Annotated in this window: 23 protein-coding genes; 16 read left to right on the top strand and 7 right to left on the bottom strand. The window is 38.2% G+C overall.

The window, feature by feature from the left end; translation table 11 throughout:
- Positions 1-101 precede the first annotated feature (101 nt).
- Positions 102-2378: a 5-methyltetrahydropteroyltriglutamate--homocysteine S-methyltransferase gene (gene metE / locus AB8525_RS04555; protein WP_369178869.1), complete on the top strand. Its 2277-nt coding sequence runs from the start codon at positions 102-104 to the stop codon at positions 2376-2378.
- Here the strand turns inward: metE and AB8525_RS04550 are convergent.
- Both AB8525_RS04550 and truA read right to left on the bottom strand, forming a co-directional pair.
- Positions 2298-2531, bottom strand: a complete 234-nt coding sequence (locus AB8525_RS04550) for a hypothetical protein (protein WP_369152912.1) — start codon at positions 2529-2531, stop codon at positions 2298-2300. The two genes, metE and AB8525_RS04550, sit on opposite strands and share 81 nt — an antisense overlap.
- Positions 2532-2546: 15 nt before the next feature.
- Positions 2547-3302 carry a tRNA pseudouridine(38-40) synthase TruA gene (gene truA / locus AB8525_RS04545; RefSeq protein WP_369178867.1) on the bottom strand — a complete coding sequence of 252 codons (756 nt, stop codon included), beginning with the start codon at positions 3300-3302 and terminating at the stop codon, positions 2547-2549.
- Positions 3303-3354: 52 nt separating this feature from the next.
- Here truA and AB8525_RS04540 point away from each other — a divergent pair, with 52 nt between their 5' ends.
- Together AB8525_RS04540 and AB8525_RS04535 are read left to right on the top strand one after the other, a co-directional pair.
- Positions 3355-3711, top strand: coding sequence for a diacylglycerol kinase (locus AB8525_RS04540; RefSeq protein ID WP_369152910.1), 357 nt, complete (start codon positions 3355-3357; stop codon positions 3709-3711).
- Positions 3690-4442 (top strand): biotin--[acetyl-CoA-carboxylase] ligase, encoded by a 753-nt coding sequence (locus tag AB8525_RS04535; RefSeq protein WP_369178865.1) that lies wholly within the window; start codon positions 3690-3692, stop codon positions 4440-4442. The genes AB8525_RS04540 and AB8525_RS04535 overlap by 22 nt, the downstream gene beginning before the upstream one ends.
- Here AB8525_RS04535 and AB8525_RS04530 read toward each other — a convergent pair.
- A complete protein-coding gene (locus AB8525_RS04530; RefSeq protein WP_369178864.1) occupies positions 4387-4749 on the bottom strand; it encodes a polymer-forming cytoskeletal protein in 363 nt (120 codons plus the stop codon). The two genes, AB8525_RS04535 and AB8525_RS04530, sit on opposite strands and share 56 nt — an antisense overlap.
- On the bottom strand, positions 4715-4861 hold the full coding sequence (locus AB8525_RS04525) for a hypothetical protein (protein WP_369149988.1): 147 nt from the start codon (positions 4859-4861) through the stop codon (positions 4715-4717). The genes AB8525_RS04530 and AB8525_RS04525 overlap by 35 nt, the downstream gene beginning before the upstream one ends.
- Positions 4862-5094: 233 nt before the next feature.
- Between AB8525_RS04525 and lptB the strand changes: the two genes are divergently transcribed.
- The 5 genes from lptB to AB8525_RS04500 all read left to right on the top strand — a co-directional run bounded on the left by lptB (position 5095) and on the right by AB8525_RS04500 (position 12009).
- The gene (gene lptB / locus AB8525_RS04520) at positions 5095-5823 is read left to right on the top strand and encodes an LPS export ABC transporter ATP-binding protein (RefSeq protein WP_369152906.1); all 729 of its coding nucleotides are present in this window, start codon (positions 5095-5097) and stop codon (positions 5821-5823) included.
- Positions 5816-6832 carry a tRNA (adenosine(37)-N6)-threonylcarbamoyltransferase complex transferase subunit TsaD gene (gene tsaD, locus AB8525_RS04515; RefSeq protein WP_369178862.1) on the top strand — a complete coding sequence of 339 codons (1017 nt, stop codon included), beginning with the start codon at positions 5816-5818 and terminating at the stop codon, positions 6830-6832. The genes lptB and tsaD overlap by 8 nt, the downstream gene beginning before the upstream one ends.
- On the top strand, positions 6829-8334 hold the full coding sequence (locus AB8525_RS04510; RefSeq protein ID WP_369152904.1) for a YifB family Mg chelatase-like AAA ATPase: 1506 nt from the start codon (positions 6829-6831) through the stop codon (positions 8332-8334). The genes tsaD and AB8525_RS04510 overlap by 4 nt, the downstream gene beginning before the upstream one ends.
- 87 nt (positions 8335-8421) lie before the next feature.
- Positions 8422-10293: an RCC1 domain-containing protein gene (locus tag AB8525_RS04505; protein WP_369178861.1), complete on the top strand. Its 1872-nt coding sequence runs from the start codon at positions 8422-8424 to the stop codon at positions 10291-10293.
- 60 nt (positions 10294-10353) lie between these two features.
- The gene (locus tag AB8525_RS04500) at positions 10354-12009 is read left to right on the top strand and encodes a tetratricopeptide repeat protein (RefSeq protein ID WP_369152900.1); all 1656 of its coding nucleotides are present in this window, start codon (positions 10354-10356) and stop codon (positions 12007-12009) included.
- Between the two features lie 33 nt (positions 12010-12042).
- On the opposite strand, the gene AB8525_RS04495 is transcribed toward AB8525_RS04500, so the two are convergent.
- Positions 12043-12147: a hypothetical protein gene (locus AB8525_RS04495; protein WP_369179015.1), complete on the bottom strand. Its 105-nt coding sequence runs from the start codon at positions 12145-12147 to the stop codon at positions 12043-12045.
- 54 nt (positions 12148-12201) lie between these two features.
- Positions 12202-12441, bottom strand: coding sequence for a helix-turn-helix transcriptional regulator (locus tag AB8525_RS04490; RefSeq protein WP_369152898.1), 240 nt, complete (start codon positions 12439-12441; stop codon positions 12202-12204).
- Here AB8525_RS04490 and AB8525_RS04485 point away from each other — a divergent pair.
- From AB8525_RS04485 to AB8525_RS04450, 8 genes are all read left to right on the top strand, one after another.
- Positions 12332-12958: an ATP-binding protein gene (locus tag AB8525_RS04485; protein WP_369152897.1), complete on the top strand. Its 627-nt coding sequence runs from the start codon at positions 12332-12334 to the stop codon at positions 12956-12958. The genes AB8525_RS04490 and AB8525_RS04485 overlap by 110 nt on opposite strands.
- Positions 12959-12996: 38 nt before the next feature.
- Positions 12997-13170, top strand: coding sequence for a hypothetical protein (locus tag AB8525_RS04480; protein WP_369152893.1), 174 nt, complete (start codon positions 12997-12999; stop codon positions 13168-13170).
- A gap of 75 nt (positions 13171-13245) precedes the next feature.
- Positions 13246-13977, top strand: a complete 732-nt coding sequence (gene hisA, locus AB8525_RS04475) for a 1-(5-phosphoribosyl)-5-[(5-phosphoribosylamino)methylideneamino]imidazole-4-carboxamide isomerase (protein WP_369152891.1) — start codon at positions 13246-13248, stop codon at positions 13975-13977.
- 15 nt (positions 13978-13992) lie between these two features.
- Positions 13993-14139, top strand: a complete 147-nt coding sequence (locus tag AB8525_RS04470; RefSeq protein WP_369178860.1) for a hypothetical protein — start codon at positions 13993-13995, stop codon at positions 14137-14139.
- A gap of 3 nt (positions 14140-14142) precedes the next feature.
- Positions 14143-14439, top strand: a complete 297-nt coding sequence (locus AB8525_RS04465) for an RnfH family protein (protein WP_369152890.1) — start codon at positions 14143-14145, stop codon at positions 14437-14439.
- Positions 14440-14479: 40 nt separating this feature from the next.
- A complete protein-coding gene (locus tag AB8525_RS04460; RefSeq protein WP_369178859.1) occupies positions 14480-15310 on the top strand; it encodes an HlyC/CorC family transporter in 831 nt (276 codons plus the stop codon).
- 2 nt (positions 15311-15312) lie between these two features.
- A complete protein-coding gene (locus AB8525_RS04455; RefSeq protein WP_369152887.1) occupies positions 15313-16626 on the top strand; it encodes a metallopeptidase TldD-related protein in 1314 nt (437 codons plus the stop codon).
- Positions 16619-17770 (top strand): FAD-dependent monooxygenase, encoded by a 1152-nt coding sequence (locus tag AB8525_RS04450; RefSeq protein ID WP_369178857.1) that lies wholly within the window; start codon positions 16619-16621, stop codon positions 17768-17770. The genes AB8525_RS04455 and AB8525_RS04450 overlap by 8 nt, the downstream gene beginning before the upstream one ends.
- On the opposite strand, the gene AB8525_RS04445 is transcribed toward AB8525_RS04450, so the two are convergent.
- Positions 17757-18311 carry a 5-formyltetrahydrofolate cyclo-ligase gene (locus tag AB8525_RS04445; protein WP_369178855.1) on the bottom strand — a complete coding sequence of 185 codons (555 nt, stop codon included), beginning with the start codon at positions 18309-18311 and terminating at the stop codon, positions 17757-17759. The two genes, AB8525_RS04450 and AB8525_RS04445, sit on opposite strands and share 14 nt — an antisense overlap.
- Between the last annotated feature and the right edge of the window lie 13 nt (positions 18312-18324).

Raw genomic sequence — 18324 nt, 5'->3', positions numbered from 1 at the left:
TATCATATATGAATATAATTCATTATTAAGTTAAAAATAATCATTTTACTTCATATTATAGCCCTTATAAAATAATCAACTTTCAACATTAAGGAACTATTATGGTCATAACACACAATCTGGGTTTTCCACGCATTGGTAAACATCGAGAGTTAAAGTTTGCATTAGAAAAATATTGGTCAAACACTATTTCTCAAGATGCGTTATTACAAACTGCTGATATATTACGTAAGCAACACTGGCAGAATCAAAATAAATTAGATTGGGTGCCAGTGGGTGATTTTTCTTTTTATGACCAAGTTTTGGACATGAGTTTTTTATTAGACAATGTGCCGAAACGCGCCAAAATTTTATCAGACAATGAGTTAGATAATTATTTTCGAGTAGCACGTGGGCGGGCTTCTGTTAATGAATCTGACTGCACTTGCATTCAAGCGGGCGAGATGACAAAATGGTTTGATACTAATTATCACTACATTGTGCCAGAGTTTAGTCAAGAGACAAATTTTGCACTTCAAGCACAACACCTGATTGCACAAATTAGGCAAGCGCAAGAACAAGGTGTGAAGGTTAAGCCTGTTGTTATTGGTCCAATCACTTATTTATGGTTAGGCAAGTCTAAAGACAAAACCAACAAACTGGATTTATTAGATTCATTGGTTAAAGTGTATGTGCAACTATTTGATGAATTGGCAAAGTTAGATATAGAGTGGGTACAAGTTGATGAGCCTGTTTTAGTCACAGAATTGGAAGTAGATTGGCAAGTAGCTTTTAGGAAAACTTACGACATATTAGCCAATAGCTCAATTAAATTGTTGCTGGCTAGTTATTTTGGCTCGTTACAGGACAACTTGAATCTTGTTTGTGATTTACCCATTGATGGTCTACATATTGATGCGGTTAATACAAAAGATGAGGTTCAATTAGTGATTAATAGTCTGCCAGATAGTAAGATTCTATCCTTGGGCGTGGTGAATGGTCGTAATATTTGGAAAACAGATTTAAGTGCAACCTTGTTGTGGTTAGAACCTATTCACCAACAATTACAGGATAGATTGTGGTTAGCACCATCTTGTTCATTATTACATGTACCTGTGGATTTAGACAGCGAGCAAGAACTAGATGGCGACATTAAATCATGGCTTGGGTTTGCTGTGCAAAAATTAGAAGAGTTAAGACTATTAGCACAAGCACTTAATCAAGGACAAGCAAGTGTCACTAAAGAAATAGCGAGCAATATTGATGCCATTAATGCCAGAAAATATTCATCACTTGTACATAATAGTGCCGTTAAAGAGCGTGCTGCTAAAGTGAATGATAAACTGGGCAATCGCCAGTCTAATTATAAGAGCAGGGAAAAAGTACAAAGTGAAAAATTTAATCTGCCTTTATACCCAACCACGACTATTGGCTCATTTCCACAAACGCTAGAGATTAGACAAGTTAGGCGTGATTATAAATTGGGTAAATTATCAACAGAGAAATACACACAAGCAATGCAGACTGAGATTCGACATTGTGTGCGAGTACAAGAAGATTTAGGTTTGGATGTTTTGGTACATGGTGAACCTGAGCGTAACGATATGGTAGAATATTTTGGGCAACAACTCAGTGGCTACGTATTTAGCCAATTTGGTTGGGTGCAATCTTATGGCTCTCGTTGTGTTAAACCACCGATTATTTTTGGTGATATTTCTCGTCCAAAACCCATGACACTAGATTGGATAAGCTACGCTCAGTCACTCACCAATAAACCCATGAAAGGCATGCTTACAGGCCCTGTTACGATGTTGAATTGGTCATTTGTGCGGGATGACCAGCCAAGAGCAACAACCTGTTTACAGTTATCTTTGGCTATTAGAGAGGAAGTATTAGACCTTGAAAAGTCTAATATAAATATCATCCAAATTGATGAGGCAGCATTAAGAGAAGGCTTGCCACTGCGAAAATCTCAGTGGCAAACTTATCTTGATTGGGCGATTAAGGCTTATCGAATTAGCGCTAATGGTGTGAGTGATGAAACCCAAATTCATACTCATATGTGCTATTCAGAATTTAACGATATTATTGAGGCAATAGCGCAGATGGATGCTGATGTTATCACTATTGAAACCTCTCGCTCGGACATGGAATTATTGGATGTATTTGATAAGTTTGATTATCCCAATGAAATAGGCCCAGGGGTTTATGACATTCATTCTCCTAACATCCCTTCAGTTACTTCCATGGTTAAACTCATGCAAAAAGCAGCCCAACACATTCCTGCTAAAAGACTGTGGGTTAACCCTGATTGTGGGTTAAAAACCAGACATTGGGATGAGGTAATTCCTGCATTGACTAATATGGTATTGGCTAGTAAACAACTTCGAAAAAACTGATTTATAAGTGAGACCTTTGCATAAATAGGGATGATTAGCAAAATGACAGATTTTATTAAATTGGAAATTTTTTAAATCCACTCCTAGCAGGGCTAAGGGTGTTTTTAAAAAGTTTGTAATTTGATGAAAGATGGCGTTTTGATGATTATTCATATTTATGCAAAGGTCTCATAAGTTAGGGTAGAAGGCTTTAATAAAATATAAACCTTGAGGCGGGGCGGTTGCACCCGCCTTTTTTCTATCTTTAGAGATTAATACTTCTTTAACCCATTCAACAGGTTTTTCACCCCTGCCTACTTTGAGTAGTGTACCGACGATATTGCGCACCATATGGTGCAAGAAGGCATTGGCTTTAATATCCAATAGAATTTCATTGCCATGTTGAGTGAGCTTTATAAACTCAATGGTTTTGATGGGTGATTTTGCTTGGCATAGACTACCACGAAAAGCTGAAAAATCATGTTCACCGAGTAAACATTCAGCGGACTTACTCATTGCTTCTATCTCTAATACTCTTGGCTCCCATAAGGTGTGTTTAGCCATCAGAGCAGAACGCACTGGCGTATTATGAATCTTGTAATGGTAGCGCCTTGCGTGAGCATTAAAGCGTGCATGGAAATCCTCATCAACGCGTTTCACCCAAACAAAATTGACATCATGAGGTAGATTGACATTGCCACCAAAAAGCCATGCCTTATCTTCTCTGTCTGCACTTGTTTCAAAGTGAATAACTTGCTCAATAGCATGTACACCCGCATCCGTCCTACCCGAGCAAAATACCCGTACAGGGTGGTCAGCAACACTTGATAGTGCTTTTTCGACTACTTGTTGAACAGTGCGAATGCCAGATTTTTGCAACTGCCATCCGTGGAAGTCACTGCCCATATACTCAACACCCATTGCTACTTTGATGGCTATTTTCATTGTTGTTGTTTTTCGGTGTAAAATTATCTCATTTTATACGCTAAATACTTATATGAAAAACGAAGCAACAGGATTAAAGCGAATTTTTAGTGCTTACACATTTTCTATGCAAGGGCTTAAGGTCTGCTATCAATCGGAAGCTGCTTTTAGACAAGAGGTCTGGCTTAGTATTATCTTAATCCCTTTGGCATTCTATTTACGCGACGGGGCCGTTGAACGCGTGTTGCTTATTGCCCCTGTCTTTTTGGTGCTTATTGTTGAAATTTTAAATTCAGCCATCGAATCGGTTGTAGATAGAATTGGTGATGAGTATCATATACTTTCAGGTGCCGCAAAAGATATGGGTTCCGCAGCAGTTTGGTTATCCTTAATGTTAGTTGTAGCGGTATGGTTGATTATTCTGATTTAAAAATCCATTTATCTGGCGACATTGATTGCCATATTTTTGATACCATCCCCAGCACCAACGATTATCTTTCAGCGTTGGTCTTTTCGCCGAAAACTCAAGTATGCGTCAGCACGCGACAAACACAAGGTAAAGGGCAACACAATCGGCAATGGTATAGTGATAAAAATAGCAGTATTTTGCTCTCTATTCGTAGGATATTTCCAGCAGATGTGAATTTGAGTGGACTGAGCTTGGTGATTGGATTGGCGTTGATTGAAGTGTTGGATATGCCCGATTTGAAATTAAAATGGCCAAATGATGTTTATTACCAGGATAAAAAATTAGCAGGAATATTGATTGAAAACAGTCTGCAAAATCAAACACAGTCTGTTGTTATCGGTATTGGTTTGAATATTGATGTCAATATTGGTTGCCAAACGCTGTGGACAGATTTGCACACTATCAGTAAAACCCCCATCAATCAATTGGAGTTAACCAAATCATTGATTGATAAAATCCTACAATTTTGTCAGATTTTTGAAATCAAAGGCTTTGAGTATTTCACCCAAAAATGGGCTAATGTTGATTATTTACACGGTATTGAAGTTCAATATGACGATAAAAAACAGATCTTTTCAGGCCTGTGTTATGGTGTCAACAAGGAAGGGGTGTTATTGGTTAAAACCAAAGACGCTATTAAGCAGGTTTATTCATCTCAGTTTTTGCAGGTTCTTCATCTACCTTCCCGCTAGTCATAGAAACATTGCCCTTGAAATAAGAACCGTCTTTTAAGATAATTTTTGGTGCAGTCATATCACCAGTTACATTGCCGTCCTCGTGAATAATGATTTTCTCTCCAGCATCAATATTGCCAGTCACTTCGCCAATCACATTAACTAGTCTAGCAAAGATATTGGCTTTCACATTGCCCGACTCTTCAATAGTAAGAACGCTATCTTTAAGGGTGATAGTACCATCTACTTTACCCAAGACACTAATATCATCATTGCCTGCAATATCCCCTTTAGAGACCTTTGCATAAATAGGGATGATTAGCAAAATGACAGATTTTATTAAATTGGAAATTTTTTAAATCCACTCCTAGCAGGGCTAAGGGTGTTTTTAAAAAGTTTGTAATTTGATGAAAGATGGCGTTTTGATGATTATTCATATTTATGCAAAGGTCTCCTTTAATAAAACAATCTTTAGAAATAGTAGTTTTCCCTGTTTTGCTAGTAACAGGGGTAGCGGAAGTGTGTTGAGCACTATTTGCTGTTCTAGGGGTTGGCTTAGGTGGAACAGAAGTTGGTGCTTTTGATGGTGTAACAGTATCAGGTTTTTTAGTGGCAAACATAAGCTTAAGTATTAGTGATAAAATTGGCAATTATAAACATTTTTTGACTTATGTCCACAGCGCACTCGCTTAATATTTCTAATATTAGTAAATCCTACTCAGGTAGAAATGTGGTTTCTAATGCTTCATTTTTTGTACAAAGCGGTGAAATAGTGGGATTGCTTGGCCCTAATGGTGCAGGAAAAACCACTTGTTTTTATATTGCTTGTGGATTGGTTAAATCCGATTCAGGGCAAGTAGCCCTAAATAATCATAGGATTGAGCGTTTACCAATGCACAAACGCGCTAAATTGGGGTTGGGTTATTTACCTCAAGAGCCTTCTATTTTCAGGAAACTCTCGGTTGAAGATAATATTATGGCAGTTTTAGAACTGAATAATAATTTAGACAAAGAGGCTAAAGAAGATAATTTAGAAGGTTTATTGAATGAATTTAATATTCAACATATTCGCAAATTAGATGGTTTGAGTCTATCAGGTGGTGAAAGGCGACGCGTGGAAATTGCCAGAGCATTGGCAATGCATCCAAAATTTGTCTTATTAGATGAGCCATTTGCGGGAGTTGACCCGATTTCTGTCGGCGACATACAAGAGATTATTTTTCAGTTGAAAGATAAGGGCATTGGCGTGTTGATTACCGACCATAATTACCGTGAAATGTTAGATACATGTGACCATTCTTATGTGTTGCACGGAGGTACAATTATTGCTGAAGGCAGCAAAGATGATATTTTAGATAACGACAGAGTGCGTGAAGTTTATCTGGGCGAGCGTGGCTAAATTTATCACACTTGGCATAGAAAGTTCGTGCGATGAAACAGGTATCGGTTTGTATTCAGAGCAAGACGGACTAATTGCACATCAATTATTTTCCCAAGTTGAGATCCACGCAGAATATGGTGGTGTTGTGCCAGAATTGGCATCTCGTGACCATATCCAACGCGTATTACCCCTGATTAAAGCTGTGCTCAAAGAGGCAAATTTACAACTTACCGATATTGATGGCATTGCTTATACCGCAGGGCCAGGCTTGGCAGGGGCATTATTGGTAGGTAGTGCAGTGGCAAAATCTTTGGCGTGGAGCCTCAAGATTCCCGCTCTCGGTGTGCATCATATGGAAGGGCATTTACTTGCTCCTTTATTAGAAGCAAAACAACCAAAATTTCCTTTTGTAGCATTATTAGTGTCGGGCGGGCATACGATGTTAGTCGATGTCAAAGCCATAGGGCAGTATAAAATATTAGGCGAATCTTTGGACGACGCTGTGGGCGAAGCCTTTGATAAAACTGCCAAGATTTTAGGTTTGGGCTATCCGGGAGGACCAGCCTTAGCAACACTTGCCGAGCAAGGCGTTGAAGGGACATTTAAATTTCCAAGACCGATGATTGATAGACCTGGTCTAGATTTTAGTTTCAGCGGACTTAAAACTTTTGCCCGTAATACTTTTGCCAAATACCCGGAGCAAAAAGCTGATATTGCTAAAGCCTTTGAAGTGGCATCAACGCAAACACTGATGATTAAATGTCGCCGTGCCTTAGTGCAAACAGGGTATAAAACTTTGGTGGTTGCAGGTGGCGTGAGTGCCAATACTGCATTGCGTAAGGAATTAAATACAATGGGTAAAAAAGCAAAAGCAGAAGTATTTTATCCGCGTCAAGAATTTTGCACCGATAATGGTGCAATGATTGCACTTGCAGGACATCTCAGATTAGTCAGGGGACAAACCACGAGCGGCAATGAAATTGTTATTAATCCAAGATGGAGTTTAGAGGAATTACAAGCAGTATGAGTAAATTAGCTAAAATTTTCACCCGTGCATCCACAGGAATGGATGCGCCACTCGTTACTATTGAGGTGCATATTTCAGGGGGTTTGCCTGGGTTTTCCATCGTCGGTTTGCCCGAAGGGGCAGTGCGTGAAAGCAAAGACCGTGTCCGTAGTGCACTGATGAATTCGCAATTCAAATTCCCCAAAGGACGCATTACAGTTAGTTTAGCACCTGCCAATTTACCTAAAAGTGGTGGGCGTTATGATTTGCCTATTGCGATTGGCTTGCTATTGTCAAGTGAGCAACTTAAACCTAGCATCAACCTAGATAATTTTGAATTATATGGCGAATTAGGGCTGGATGGCACATTGCGCGCTACTGAAGGATTGCTGCCTGCTATTATTGCCAGTAGTCAGGCTGCACATAATATTATTTTGCCGATGCAAGAAGCCGAGCAATACACATTGGTGAGTCAGGCAAAAATCTATCCATGTCACCACCTACTAAAGGTTTGTGAGTTTTTGCAAGGGGTTAGTGATGTTGATAAATTAGTGCATAATTTGACTGATAATCAACCCGTTTATCAAAATGATTTTGCTCAAGTTAAAGGGCAACATCACGCTAAACACGCTTTAGAAATTGCCGTTAGTGGCGGACACAACCTACTTTTAATTGGCCCACCTGGCTCAGGTAAAACGATGTTAGCAGAGCGATTGCCATCGATTATGCCCTCACTCGGCATCATTAAGGCATTGGAGCGTGCGTCTATTTATTCAGTTGCCAACAAGCCTTTAGAGTTAAATCAACTCAAAATCCGTCCCTTCCGCAGTCCACATCATTCATCATCGGCAGTAGCATTAGTCGGAGGCGGTTCACCACCCAAACCAGGGGAAATTTCATTAGCCCATGAAGGTGTGCTATTTTTAGATGAATTGCCAGAATTTCCAAGAAGCGTTTTAGAAGTATTACGACAGCCACTAGAAAAAGGCGAAATCCACCTATCTCGTGCCGCGCAACAAGCCATTTTTCCTGCCAATTTCCAACTCATCGGCGCAATGAATCCCTGCCCCTGTGGGTATTATGGCGATGGCACATCAAAATGCCATTGCACCGAAGACCAAATTGACCGGTATAAAAACAAAATATCAGGTCCATTACTTGACAGAATTGACATGGTGCTTACTGTGCCACCACTGCCTAAAGAAGCACTACTTGAACAAACCAATAGTAGCGCAGAGTCAAGTGAAGTTATACGAGAAAGAGTGTTAAAAGCCTACAATAAACAAATTAAGAGACAAGGAAAAATCAATGACAAACTATCACCTGATGAACTTGATAAGCTTATTAAACTTAATCAAGACAACAAACATTTATTAGAAATTTCGATTGATAAATTTCACTTATCAGCAAGAGCCTATCACCGTATTTTAAAGGTCGCTCGCACTATTGCTGATTTGGCAGGCGATGAAGTCGTTGATAAGCTCCATTTAATTGAAGCAATTAGTTATCGGCGCGAAGTTTGAGTTTATACCATTTATAAAAACGCCCCCCATTAGCCAAAAAAAATGGTTATAATGAATCGCAACTGTTAAATTAATTAGGGAAGTTTTATGCAAAACACACAAACTACTTTTAGTATAACAAGTACAATGAATATAGCTATTGCTGGTGGTCGCACAGCTGAACCTAACCTAATGGATAGGTTTTTGCAAAAACAATCAACTTCTCAAACTCCACAGTTATCAAGATTTAGAACTGCACCAGCCCTATCAGCATTCTCAACAGACACTATCAACAACAACGCTTTGGTTTTTAGCCGAGGTGATAGCGGTGTAAATATCACTGCTTTTAACAATGCTTTTTCTCTTGACAAAACCCTAACAAATATTCGCAATACCAGTAACGAAACCACAACTGACAATTCCAATGCCCAACTACTGGGCAGTTTGTTTAATACCTTAAACACCACCTCAAAAGCCAATGGCTTTGTCAATATACCCTTGCAGGTAAGAGACCAAGAAGTAAACCTCAACCCAAGTGACTTAATCAATAACGACATGTTGCCAACAGCAATATTTAACCGTTTTGATTTATCTGCCAGCAGTGGCGAACACTGTGGTGAATATCGTATTGTTTATCATAAGAATAGTGGTGCAGGTCGTTTCTTTTTAATTTTTGAAGCTCAATATCCTAACCCTGAACCAGAGCAAGGTCCAGCAGGCTGTTTTGCTGTGGCCGACTTTTGGCAAAAAGTCGGACAAAAAACCAAAGTAGAGGCTCTAATAGAGTTGGAAAAATTCTTCTACCAAGGGCTCAAGCATAATGGTGTAAGCCTGCCAGCAGCCATTAACTTTACTCATTACACCCATGGAACAGGACAAGTTCGCTCTAATCAATTTGTTGATGGTCCTTGGCAACTTAGAGAGTTTAAAACCAATATTGATGCCAGTGGTAAAGCCGTATTTGTTGCTGACACTGTTAAATCTAATCCATTGACTGAACTTTTTGTAAGTGCACAAGATTCAGATGCACTCAAAGCATCAAGAATTTATTTTAACAATGATTTTAATAACCACTACATCGATAATCTCCTAACCCCTGAAAGACAATCAGATAGTCCTAGCGCTACCAGTATTATCAATGGTTTTAGTTTGGGTAGTGATAACCATTACAATGAATTCCAATCAGACTCAAGTAGTAGTGATAATACTGCACGTCCAAGCAATGCAATCCTAGATACCGCAATTAATAATAAACTCACTGATTTAGGTTTATCATCTTATACGCCACAAATGATTAGAAACCGTGCAGAAGCTATGAGTTGTGGCGGTTGTCATCAAAACAACAATGGTGCAGAAATTGCCCCAAATGTACACTGGCCACGCAGTGGTTTTTTTGTTCATGTCAACGAACAAGGTAATTTGTCCTCAGCACTGACTGAGCAGTTTTTGCCTGCTAGGGCTGCTTTGTTGGAAAATTATTTGCAAGAAACTGAAGCACAGAGATGTGGGCCTGCTTGTCAACTAGGGTCGGCGAGCTCTCATGGTGGTTTTAACTCATGTGCTATTAAGTTTGATAACACTATTGAATGTTGGGGTAACAATAATAACGGACAAAGCACAGTTCCAAATGGCTTGATTGCCAAGCAAATTGCATTAGGAGTAAACCATTCTTGTGCTATTAAGTTTGACAACACTGTTGAATGTTGGGGGGATGGTATTGCACCTGCAGATTTATTAGCAAAACAAATAGCCTTAGGAGCTTTACATTCTTGTGCTATTAAGCTTGATGATAGCGTAATCTGCTGGGGGCTGAGTGATTTACAAATTACAAATGTACCTGTAGGACTAATAGCAAAAAAAGTTTCTCTAGGGTCTTGGCATTCCTGTGCTATTAAACATGATAATAGTGTAGCCTGTTGGGGGGATAATACCGATGGACGGAGCACTCCTCCTGAGGATCTAATTGCCAAGCAATTGTAGAAATTGCTTAAGTTAGCATAACATATTTAGGGCAGATTAATGGCGTATCTACAATAGTAAATGTCTAAAAAAAAATACGCTTTCTCGAATGCAAAACATTCTAGTATTAATACTAGAAAAAGTTTAGTAAAACTTAATGCTAAAATTACCCAACTTTATCAGAAAGGTAAAATTCAAGAGAGTTTAATTCTTTCTCAACAGGCACTCAAACAGTTTCCAAATGACTTAACTTTATTAAAAAATGCAGGTGCATTCTCAGGGATATTAGGTCAAATAGAACTAGCAAAACAATATACATTAAAAAGTTTAGAGATTAACCCATATGACGCTAATTTGCATAGTAATTTAGCGTTAATTTTTCAGCAAAAAGAACAGCCTAATGAGGCAGAAAGGCACTATAAAGAGGCACTTAGTATTAATTCTAGTAACTCTCAAACTTACAACAATTTCGCCACATTTCTTACAGAGCAAAAACGCTTTAATGAGGCAAAAAAGTATTATCAAAAAGCACTCAATATTAGTCCTAACAATGCCACTATATATCACAATTTAGCCATATTTTTTCAAAAGCAAGGACAGTTTAATAAATCAAAAGAATATTATCAAAAAGCATTAAACATTGATCCTAATTATACTGAGGCACATAATGGTTTTGGAGTGTTACTTCAAAAAGAAAAAAAATTTGACAAAGCTAAAGAGCACTATCAAATGGCACTAAAAGTTAATCCAAATTATATTGAAACTAAATGGAACTTGTCTTTGTTAAATCTTACTTTGATAAAATTTGGTGAAGGATTTGAATTATATGAATCTCGTTATCATCCAAGTAAAAGAGGTAGAGGTTTAATGAAAACTATTTCGCCCAATGTCTCTACCCCCCAATACCAAGGTGAAAATATAAGAGACAAACACATCCTTGTCTGTCTAGAGCAAGGTATAGGCGATACAGTTATGTTTGCTTCGGTATTGCTAGAATTGGTTGATAGTGGTGCTAAAATTACCTTAGCCTGCAATACTCGACTTATTGATTTATTTAACCGTTCTTTTGATTTTTTAACCGCTATTCCAAAAGACAAAGACAATCGTTATCAAGACTTGGATAATAAGATTGATTACTGGATGTTTATTGGCTCATTGCCTAAATTCTATAGAAACGATATTAAAGACTTTGGTAAACATAAACATTATCTTAAAGTCGATAATGTGCTACTTCATAAATGGCAAGATAGATTTAATAACTTAGAGCATAATACCAACATTGGCATCTCTTGGGCAGGTGGCGCTACAGCAGAAAACAAAAGAGACCGTTCATTGACTTTAGAGAAAATATTACCTATACTCACCAAAGCCAGCCAAAGTGCTAATATCATCAACCTACAATATGGTGACCGCCAACAAGAAATTAACAACTTCAAACGGCAAACAGGTATTACCATCCATGACTGGGAAGATGCTGACCCACTCAAAGACCTAGACAACTTCACGTCCCAAATCAAAGCCTTAGATCTCGTCATCAGCATAGACAACTCTACTGTACACTTTGCAGGCGCACTAGGTGTCAAAACTTATGTGATGTTACCGTTTAACCAAGACTGGCGTTGGGCAGAAGATAGAGATGACAGTTACTGGTATCCAAATGTGATGCAACTATTTAGACAAAATGAAGATGGCAAGTGGGATGATGTTATTCAAAATGTTGCAAATACTTTAGAGTGAGCATATAACAACGACATTGTTAGTCATGTTTTTTTAGTTGATAGCCAATAGTTTTTTTAATTTCACAACTATTTTTTCCGAAGGTTTTCTTTCTCCGCTCTCCCAAAATTTAACAGTGGTTGAATCAACTTTTAGCAGTTCTGAAAATTGTTTCTGATTAAGTCCTTGGTGGAGTCTGTGAAGTTTGGTTTTTTACCCCAATGTTTTAGGCATATTTTTAAACTCTGTGTTTTGAATTAGAGGGCAATAGGTCAAAAATTCCATAATCTTGGGATAATATTTAGCAGGTATATTTTTGGTTTTATTTTTCTCCCAGTTATTAATGGTTTTAACATCAACACCAAGTTTTGAGGCAACGAATGGTTGCGATTTGTTGCCTTTTAATCTTTTAGCCTTTAGGTGGTTGCCTATGGTATCAAGGTTTATCGGCATTCCTGCAATGGGTTTTTCTACTCTAAAAGTTAAAAACGGTAACAAGGCAATGAAACTATGTCCCTGTGGCTATTATGGCGATGGTACGGCTAAATGCCATTGCACACAAGACCAAATCAGCAAATATAAAAACAAAATATCAGGACCATTGTTAGATAGAATTGATATGGTTCTAACCGTTCCACCCCTGCCAAAAGAAGCGCTATTTGAACAAACCAATAGTAGTGTGGAATCAAGTGAAGTTATACGAAAAAGAGTGTTAAGAGCCTATAATAGACAAATCAAGAGACAAGGTAAAACCAACGATAAACTTAACCCTGATGAGCTTGATGAGTTCATTTTACTTGATGAGAACAACAAACATCTTTTAGAGATTGCCATTGATAAATTTCACCTAAGTGCAAGGGCCTACCATCGCATCCTCAAAGTTGCCAGAACCATTGCCGACTTAGACAATGCAGATACTGTCAACATCCAACATTTAACCGAGGCGATTAGTTATCGGCGTGAGGCTTGATAACAAAATTTACAATACAATGAGACCTTTGCATAAATATGAATAATCATCAAAACGCCATCTTTCATCAAATTACAAACTTTTTAAAAACACCCTTAGCCCTGCTAGGAGTGGATTTAAAAAATTTCCAATTTAATAAAATCTGTCATTTTGCTAATCATCCCTATTTATGCAAAGGTCTCATCTTAGTTTTGTTTGTCTTAAATTATTGAGTCTTTATAGCAATTGGCTATCGACACTTTAATGATTAATAGTAAAATACACCCTAATTTAAGAAGAATAAGAAAATGATAATAATCCCCGCAATAGATTTAAAAGATGGACAATGTGTACGACTGCGACAAGGGGTGATGGAGGATACCACGGTATTTTCTGATAATCCTGTGGATATGGCAACGCAATGGGTGGTACAAGGAGCGAGACGCTTGCATTTGGTGGATTTGAACGGGGCATTTGAAGGTAAGCCGATTAATGCGCAGAGTGTGATGGAGATTACACAGGAATTTCCTGATTTACCTGTGCAGATTGGGGGCGGAATTCGGACGATGGAGATTGCGAATACTTATGTTGAGGCGGGGGTTAAGTATTTGATTATTGGCACGATGGCAGTGACACACCCTGAGTTTGTGTCAGAATTGTGCCGTGAATTCCCAGATAAAATTATTGTAGGTTTGGATGCTAATAATGGTTTAGTGGCGACTGAGGGTTGGGCGAAGCAGACGGATTTGAGCGTAGTGGATTTGTCGAAAAAGTTTGAGCAAGATGGCGTGAATTCAATTGTTTATACCGATATTGCACGAGATGGAATGATGCAGGGGGTAAATATTGAGGCGACGGTAAATCTTGCCAAGCAAACCTCCATTCCGATTATTGCATCTGGCGGCATTACTAATATGGATGATATTTCTGGGTTATTGAGCGAGGCACGACACGGCATTATGGGGGCAATTACGGGGCGTGCGATTTATGAAGGTACGCTTGATTTTCAAGAAGCACAGAACTTGTGTGATATTAAGTGAGACCTTTGCATAAATATGAATAATCATCAAAACGCCATCTTTCATCAAATTACAAACTTTTTAAAAACACCCTTAGCCCTGCTAGGAGTGGATTTAAAAAATTTCCAATTTAATAAAATCTGTCATTTTTCTAATCATCCCTATTTATGCAAAGGTCTCTAAGTGATGCTAATTGAAGTTGCTTATGCCTTAGAGAAAAAACAAACACTACTTGCTTTAGAAGTGAGTGAAGGCACGACGCTTAAACGGGCGATTGAGACTTCGGGTATCTTGAATACTTATCCACAAATTAATTTATCTAAAGATAAAACTGGTATTTTTGGTAAGATTGCCAAATTAGACACGGTTTTGCGTGAAAAAGACCGCGTGGAAATCTATCGACCACTGATTGCCGATCCAAAACAAGTGCGTAAAGAGCGTGCTGCACAGGGTAAAAATATGCGAAGTGGTAAAAAGTCTTGATTTTTGGTAAAATAACTAATTAATATTTATTATATTTTAAATGAACGAAGATTACCCCCCCTCGACATTGTCTTTTAGACAAAAGCTAAAAAAACGATTTTTCCATACCCCGTTACAATCTCGTGATGAACTTTTACAAGCTTTAAAAGAGTCTGAAGAGAACCATATTATTGATTCTCATAGTCGCAGTTTGATTGAAGGTACATTACAACTTGAAAATATGGAAGTGCGTGATGTGATGGTGCCTAAGTCAAAGATGGTGCTGATTCAAAATAACATTTCAACCAAAGATTTATTAGCAATAATGGTTCAATCTTCACATTCAAGATTTCCAGTATTGAATGCACAAGAAGATAAGGTGCAGGGTGTAATTTTAGCAAAGGATTTACTCAGTCATTTATCCAGCGGACAAGATAAAGAATTTAGTTTTCAAGAGTATTTACGCCAAGTGGTATTAGTACCAGAGAGTAAAACTTTAGGCTCATTGATGCGAGATTTTCAACAAAAAAAATCACATATGGCAATTGTGGTAGATGAGTATGGCGAGATTGCGGGTTTGGTAACACTTGAAGATGTGTTGGAACAAATCGTAGGTGAAATTGAAGATGAACACGACTTGGAGGAAGATAATATTATTGATTTTGGTGATGGTAGATTTTTGCTCAAAGCCAATACGCCAATTGAAGATTTTAATAAATTTTTTAAAGTAGAATTGCAAGCAGAAAGTGTAGATACCGTTGCAGGTCTAGTAATTTCTGGTTTTACTTGTTTGCCAAAGCAGATGAGTGAGATTGATTTACAGGGCTTTAAATTCAAGGTGTTGAAAGCAGATTCTCGCCGATTGCATTTATTAGAGGTAACCAAAATATAAAGATGTCACCCTTAGAACAAACTGCACATACGGCAATTGAATTACTCAAAAAATATCAGGTTAGTGATTATGAAATATCGCTAGGTTCAAGTTCGGGTGTTTCTACGGTGGTGCGTTTGGGTGAGGTGGAAACCTTACAATATCACCTAGATAAAAGTTTTGATGTCAATGTATTTTTTGGCAAAAAGAAAGGGCACGCATCAAGTGTTGATATTAGCAAAGCCAGTCTTGAGAAAACCATTGAATCAGCGTGTTTGATTGCAAAATATACGCAAGAAGATACTTTTAATGGCTTAGCACCAAAAGAATTAATGGCGTTTGATAGACCAAATTTGGATATGTATCATCCTTGGGATTTAGATGCACAGCGTAGTATTAAATTGGCAAAGATTTGCGAAGAAACAGCACTTGCACAAGATGAAATTGGTAACTCTGAAGGGGCGGAAGTCTCTAGTTTTCAAGGTCAAGGTTTGTATGCCAATTCTAACGATTTGATTGCGATGCAAAATAGCACCAGCCATTCGCTTAACTGTTCATTAATTGCCAAACGAGGCGATGATATGCAAACAGCGTATGAATATACTACGGCACTGGATGCGACTGATCTAGAAACGCCACAACAAGTAGGCGAAAAAGTGGCAAAACTCGCACAACAAAAACTCGGTGCACGCTCTATTGAATCGCAAAAATGCCCTGTGATTTTTACCCCGCGCCTATCGGGTGGATTATTTTCAAGCCTTTTGGGTGCGTTGAGTGGCTCCAGTCAGTATAAAAAATCGACCTTTTTATTAAATAGTATTGATAAAATTATTTTGCCTGAAGACATTAGTTTATTTGAAAATCCTTTCGCCAAAAAAACGCTGGGCGCTAAGTCAATGGACCGTGATGGCGTGCTCAAACGCGAGCAATATTTTGTTGAACATGGACGCGTGAAAAGCTTCATAATGGGGCAATATTCTGCCAATCAATTAGGCTTAAAAACCACGGCAAATGCGGGCGGTGTGAACAATGTTATCATTAAAGAAAACTTTGATGGCGGTTTGGATGAGATGATAAAAGCGATGGATAAAGGTTTGGTCGTAACTGAATTAATGGGGCAAGGTGTGAATGGTACAACGGGCGATTATTCCCGTGGTGCGTTGGGATTTTGGGTGGAAAATGGTGAAATTCAATATCCAGTATCGGGGTTAACCATTGCGGGCAATCTGAAAGCAATGTTGCTCGGTATTGTACATGTGGGCAATGATGTGGACTATCGCAGTAACATTAAAGTCGGTTCAGTACTGATTAACCAAATGACAATCGCTGGTGAGTAAATTTGATATTATCATTGTTGGTGGTGGCATGGTTGGACAGGCATTCGCTTTATCCATGGCAAATCGAAATTTTAGTATTGCGATTATTGAACCTAACAACCCAAATCCTGAAATACAAGATAATTTCCATACTCGTGTAAGTGCGATTACCCCGACTTCGGAAGCATTTTTGCGAAAAATTGGCGCGTGGGACAGCATTCAACGAAAACATGCTTTCACTGATACCAAAGTTTGGGATCAAAATTCTCACGGACATTTAGATTTTTCAACTACAGATAATAACACAACGCATTTAGGACATATTGTTGAAAATGATTGTATTCAATCGGCAATGTTCGCTGAATTGTCCGAGACAGATGTGCAATTTATTTCTGCTAAATTAGATACTATTGATAAAACAGAATCGGGCTATGCGTTGTATTTGGATAATACACAGCGACTAGACTGTGCCTTACTCATTGGTGCTGATGGGGCGCGTTCTCGCGTTCGTGATTTATCTAATATTGAATTTAGCGAAACTAATTATCAGCAAAAAGCCATCATTTGCAATATTCGTGCTGAAAAAAGCTTTGCAAATACTACTTGGCAACGATTTTTATCTGACAGCATCATCGCACTTTTACCACTTGGTGAGAATGAGGCATCTATTGTTTGGTCGGCAGAAAACTACCTTGCTAATGAGTTATTGGACTTATCACCCGAAGTTTTTGCCGATAAATTATCCACAGGAGTGGAATATCGCTTTGGCGAGTTTGAAGTTCTGAGTCCAATCCAAGCCTTCCCACTGATTGAACGCAGCGCCAAAGAATATGTTAAAGATAATTTGGCACTGATTGGTGACTCAGCACACAACATCCATCCCCTTGCAGGGCAGGGAGTTAATTTGGGTTTTTCAGATGTTAATGAATTATCGATACAATTAGACAAAGATAGACAAATTTTAGGTAATTTACCTGCTTTACGCCGATACGCACGAGCACGCCGACTGGATAATGAATTGATAGCAAAGACAATGACAGGTTTAAATTGGGTTTATAAAGAAAATAACGAGCCTTTACGCTGGTTGCGTGGCTTCGGAATGAATTTAATTAACGAGAACCCAACATTGAAATCTTTCTTCCAAAAATATGCTAGCGGTAAATAGTCGTCGGCGTAATCACTTTATCTAATGGTACATCCCATTCCTGAGTTATGATTTTATCCACTTTTTGACAATCAAATGCCAAACCGATGAGTTTTGGGTTGCTATGTTGTATTTGATGTTTTTTAAAAGATAATGTGCGGTCATAAAATCCACCACCCATACCAATGCGATTTTTATTATTATCAAACCCCACTAAAGGTATAAAAATAATATTCATTTGGCTGGCATTTAGCAGCGTTGGTGTATCAGGCTCATCAATTCCAAAGCGATTTTTCTTAAATTTATTGCCTATTCTTGCAAATTTAAGAGATTTTCCAACTAAAACAGGTAAATAAGGGTAAATTCCTTGAGATTCTAACCATTTTTGCACATATTTTGGGTTAATTTCGCCATCATTTTCTAAATATAAGGAAATTTTATGCTTATATTGGACTTTTGCACCTCTTTTTACTTGGAAAGCAAGGGTTTTGGCTAATTCCTCTCTATCGCGTGGTTGAATAGCACTTCGTTGTTGTCTGAGAGATTGGCGTAGTGTTTTCATTAGTCAAACCTTA

The sequence above is a fragment of the Candidatus Thiodubiliella endoseptemdiera genome (genome assembly GCF_964212635.1).
Taxonomy (GTDB): Bacteria; Pseudomonadota; Gammaproteobacteria; order PS1; family Pseudothioglobaceae; genus Thiodubiliella; species Thiodubiliella endoseptemdiera.
Note: the sequence above shows the minus strand (reverse complement) of the source record. Positions and strands in the feature narration are given on the sequence as shown.

Excerpts from the sequence above, each read along its gene's own strand:
- AB8525_RS04445 (WP_369178855.1), bottom strand. The coding sequence starts at position 18,311 with ATGAAAACACTACGCCAATCTCTCAGACAACAACGAAGTGCTATTCAA.
- metE (WP_369178869.1), top strand. The coding sequence starts at position 102 with ATGGTCATAACACACAATCTGGGTTTTCCACGCATTGGTAAACATCGA.
- AB8525_RS04455 (WP_369152887.1), top strand. The coding sequence starts at position 15,313 with ATGTCACCCTTAGAACAAACTGCACATACGGCAATTGAATTACTCAAA.
- truA (WP_369178867.1), bottom strand. The coding sequence starts at position 3,302 with ATGAAAATAGCCATCAAAGTAGCAATGGGTGTTGAGTATATGGGCAGT.
- AB8525_RS04485 (WP_369152897.1), top strand. The coding sequence starts at position 12,332 with ATGGTTTTAACATCAACACCAAGTTTTGAGGCAACGAATGGTTGCGAT.
- AB8525_RS04480 (WP_369152893.1), top strand. The coding sequence starts at position 12,997 with ATGAATAATCATCAAAACGCCATCTTTCATCAAATTACAAACTTTTTA.
- AB8525_RS04535 (WP_369178865.1), top strand. The coding sequence starts at position 3,690 with ATGGTTGATTATTCTGATTTAAAAATCCATTTATCTGGCGACATTGAT.
- AB8525_RS04460 (WP_369178859.1), top strand. The coding sequence starts at position 14,480 with ATGAACGAAGATTACCCCCCCTCGACATTGTCTTTTAGACAAAAGCTA.
- AB8525_RS04500 (WP_369152900.1), top strand. The coding sequence starts at position 10,354 with ATGTCTAAAAAAAAATACGCTTTCTCGAATGCAAAACATTCTAGTATT.
- hisA (WP_369152891.1), top strand. The coding sequence starts at position 13,246 with ATGATAATAATCCCCGCAATAGATTTAAAAGATGGACAATGTGTACGA.
- AB8525_RS04505 (WP_369178861.1), top strand. The coding sequence starts at position 8,422 with ATGCAAAACACACAAACTACTTTTAGTATAACAAGTACAATGAATATA.
- AB8525_RS04510 (WP_369152904.1), top strand. The coding sequence starts at position 6,829 with ATGAGTAAATTAGCTAAAATTTTCACCCGTGCATCCACAGGAATGGAT.
- AB8525_RS04465 (WP_369152890.1), top strand. The coding sequence starts at position 14,143 with ATGCTAATTGAAGTTGCTTATGCCTTAGAGAAAAAACAAACACTACTT.
- AB8525_RS04540 (WP_369152910.1), top strand. The coding sequence starts at position 3,355 with ATGAAAAACGAAGCAACAGGATTAAAGCGAATTTTTAGTGCTTACACA.
- AB8525_RS04490 (WP_369152898.1), bottom strand. The coding sequence starts at position 12,441 with ATGCCGATAAACCTTGATACCATAGGCAACCACCTAAAGGCTAAAAGA.
- AB8525_RS04470 (WP_369178860.1), top strand. The coding sequence starts at position 13,993 with ATGAATAATCATCAAAACGCCATCTTTCATCAAATTACAAACTTTTTA.
- AB8525_RS04550 (WP_369152912.1), bottom strand. The coding sequence starts at position 2,531 with ATGAATAATCATCAAAACGCCATCTTTCATCAAATTACAAACTTTTTA.
- AB8525_RS04525 (WP_369149988.1), bottom strand. The coding sequence starts at position 4,861 with ATGAATAATCATCAAAACGCCATCTTTCATCAAATTACAAACTTTTTA.
- lptB (WP_369152906.1), top strand. The coding sequence starts at position 5,095 with ATGTCCACAGCGCACTCGCTTAATATTTCTAATATTAGTAAATCCTAC.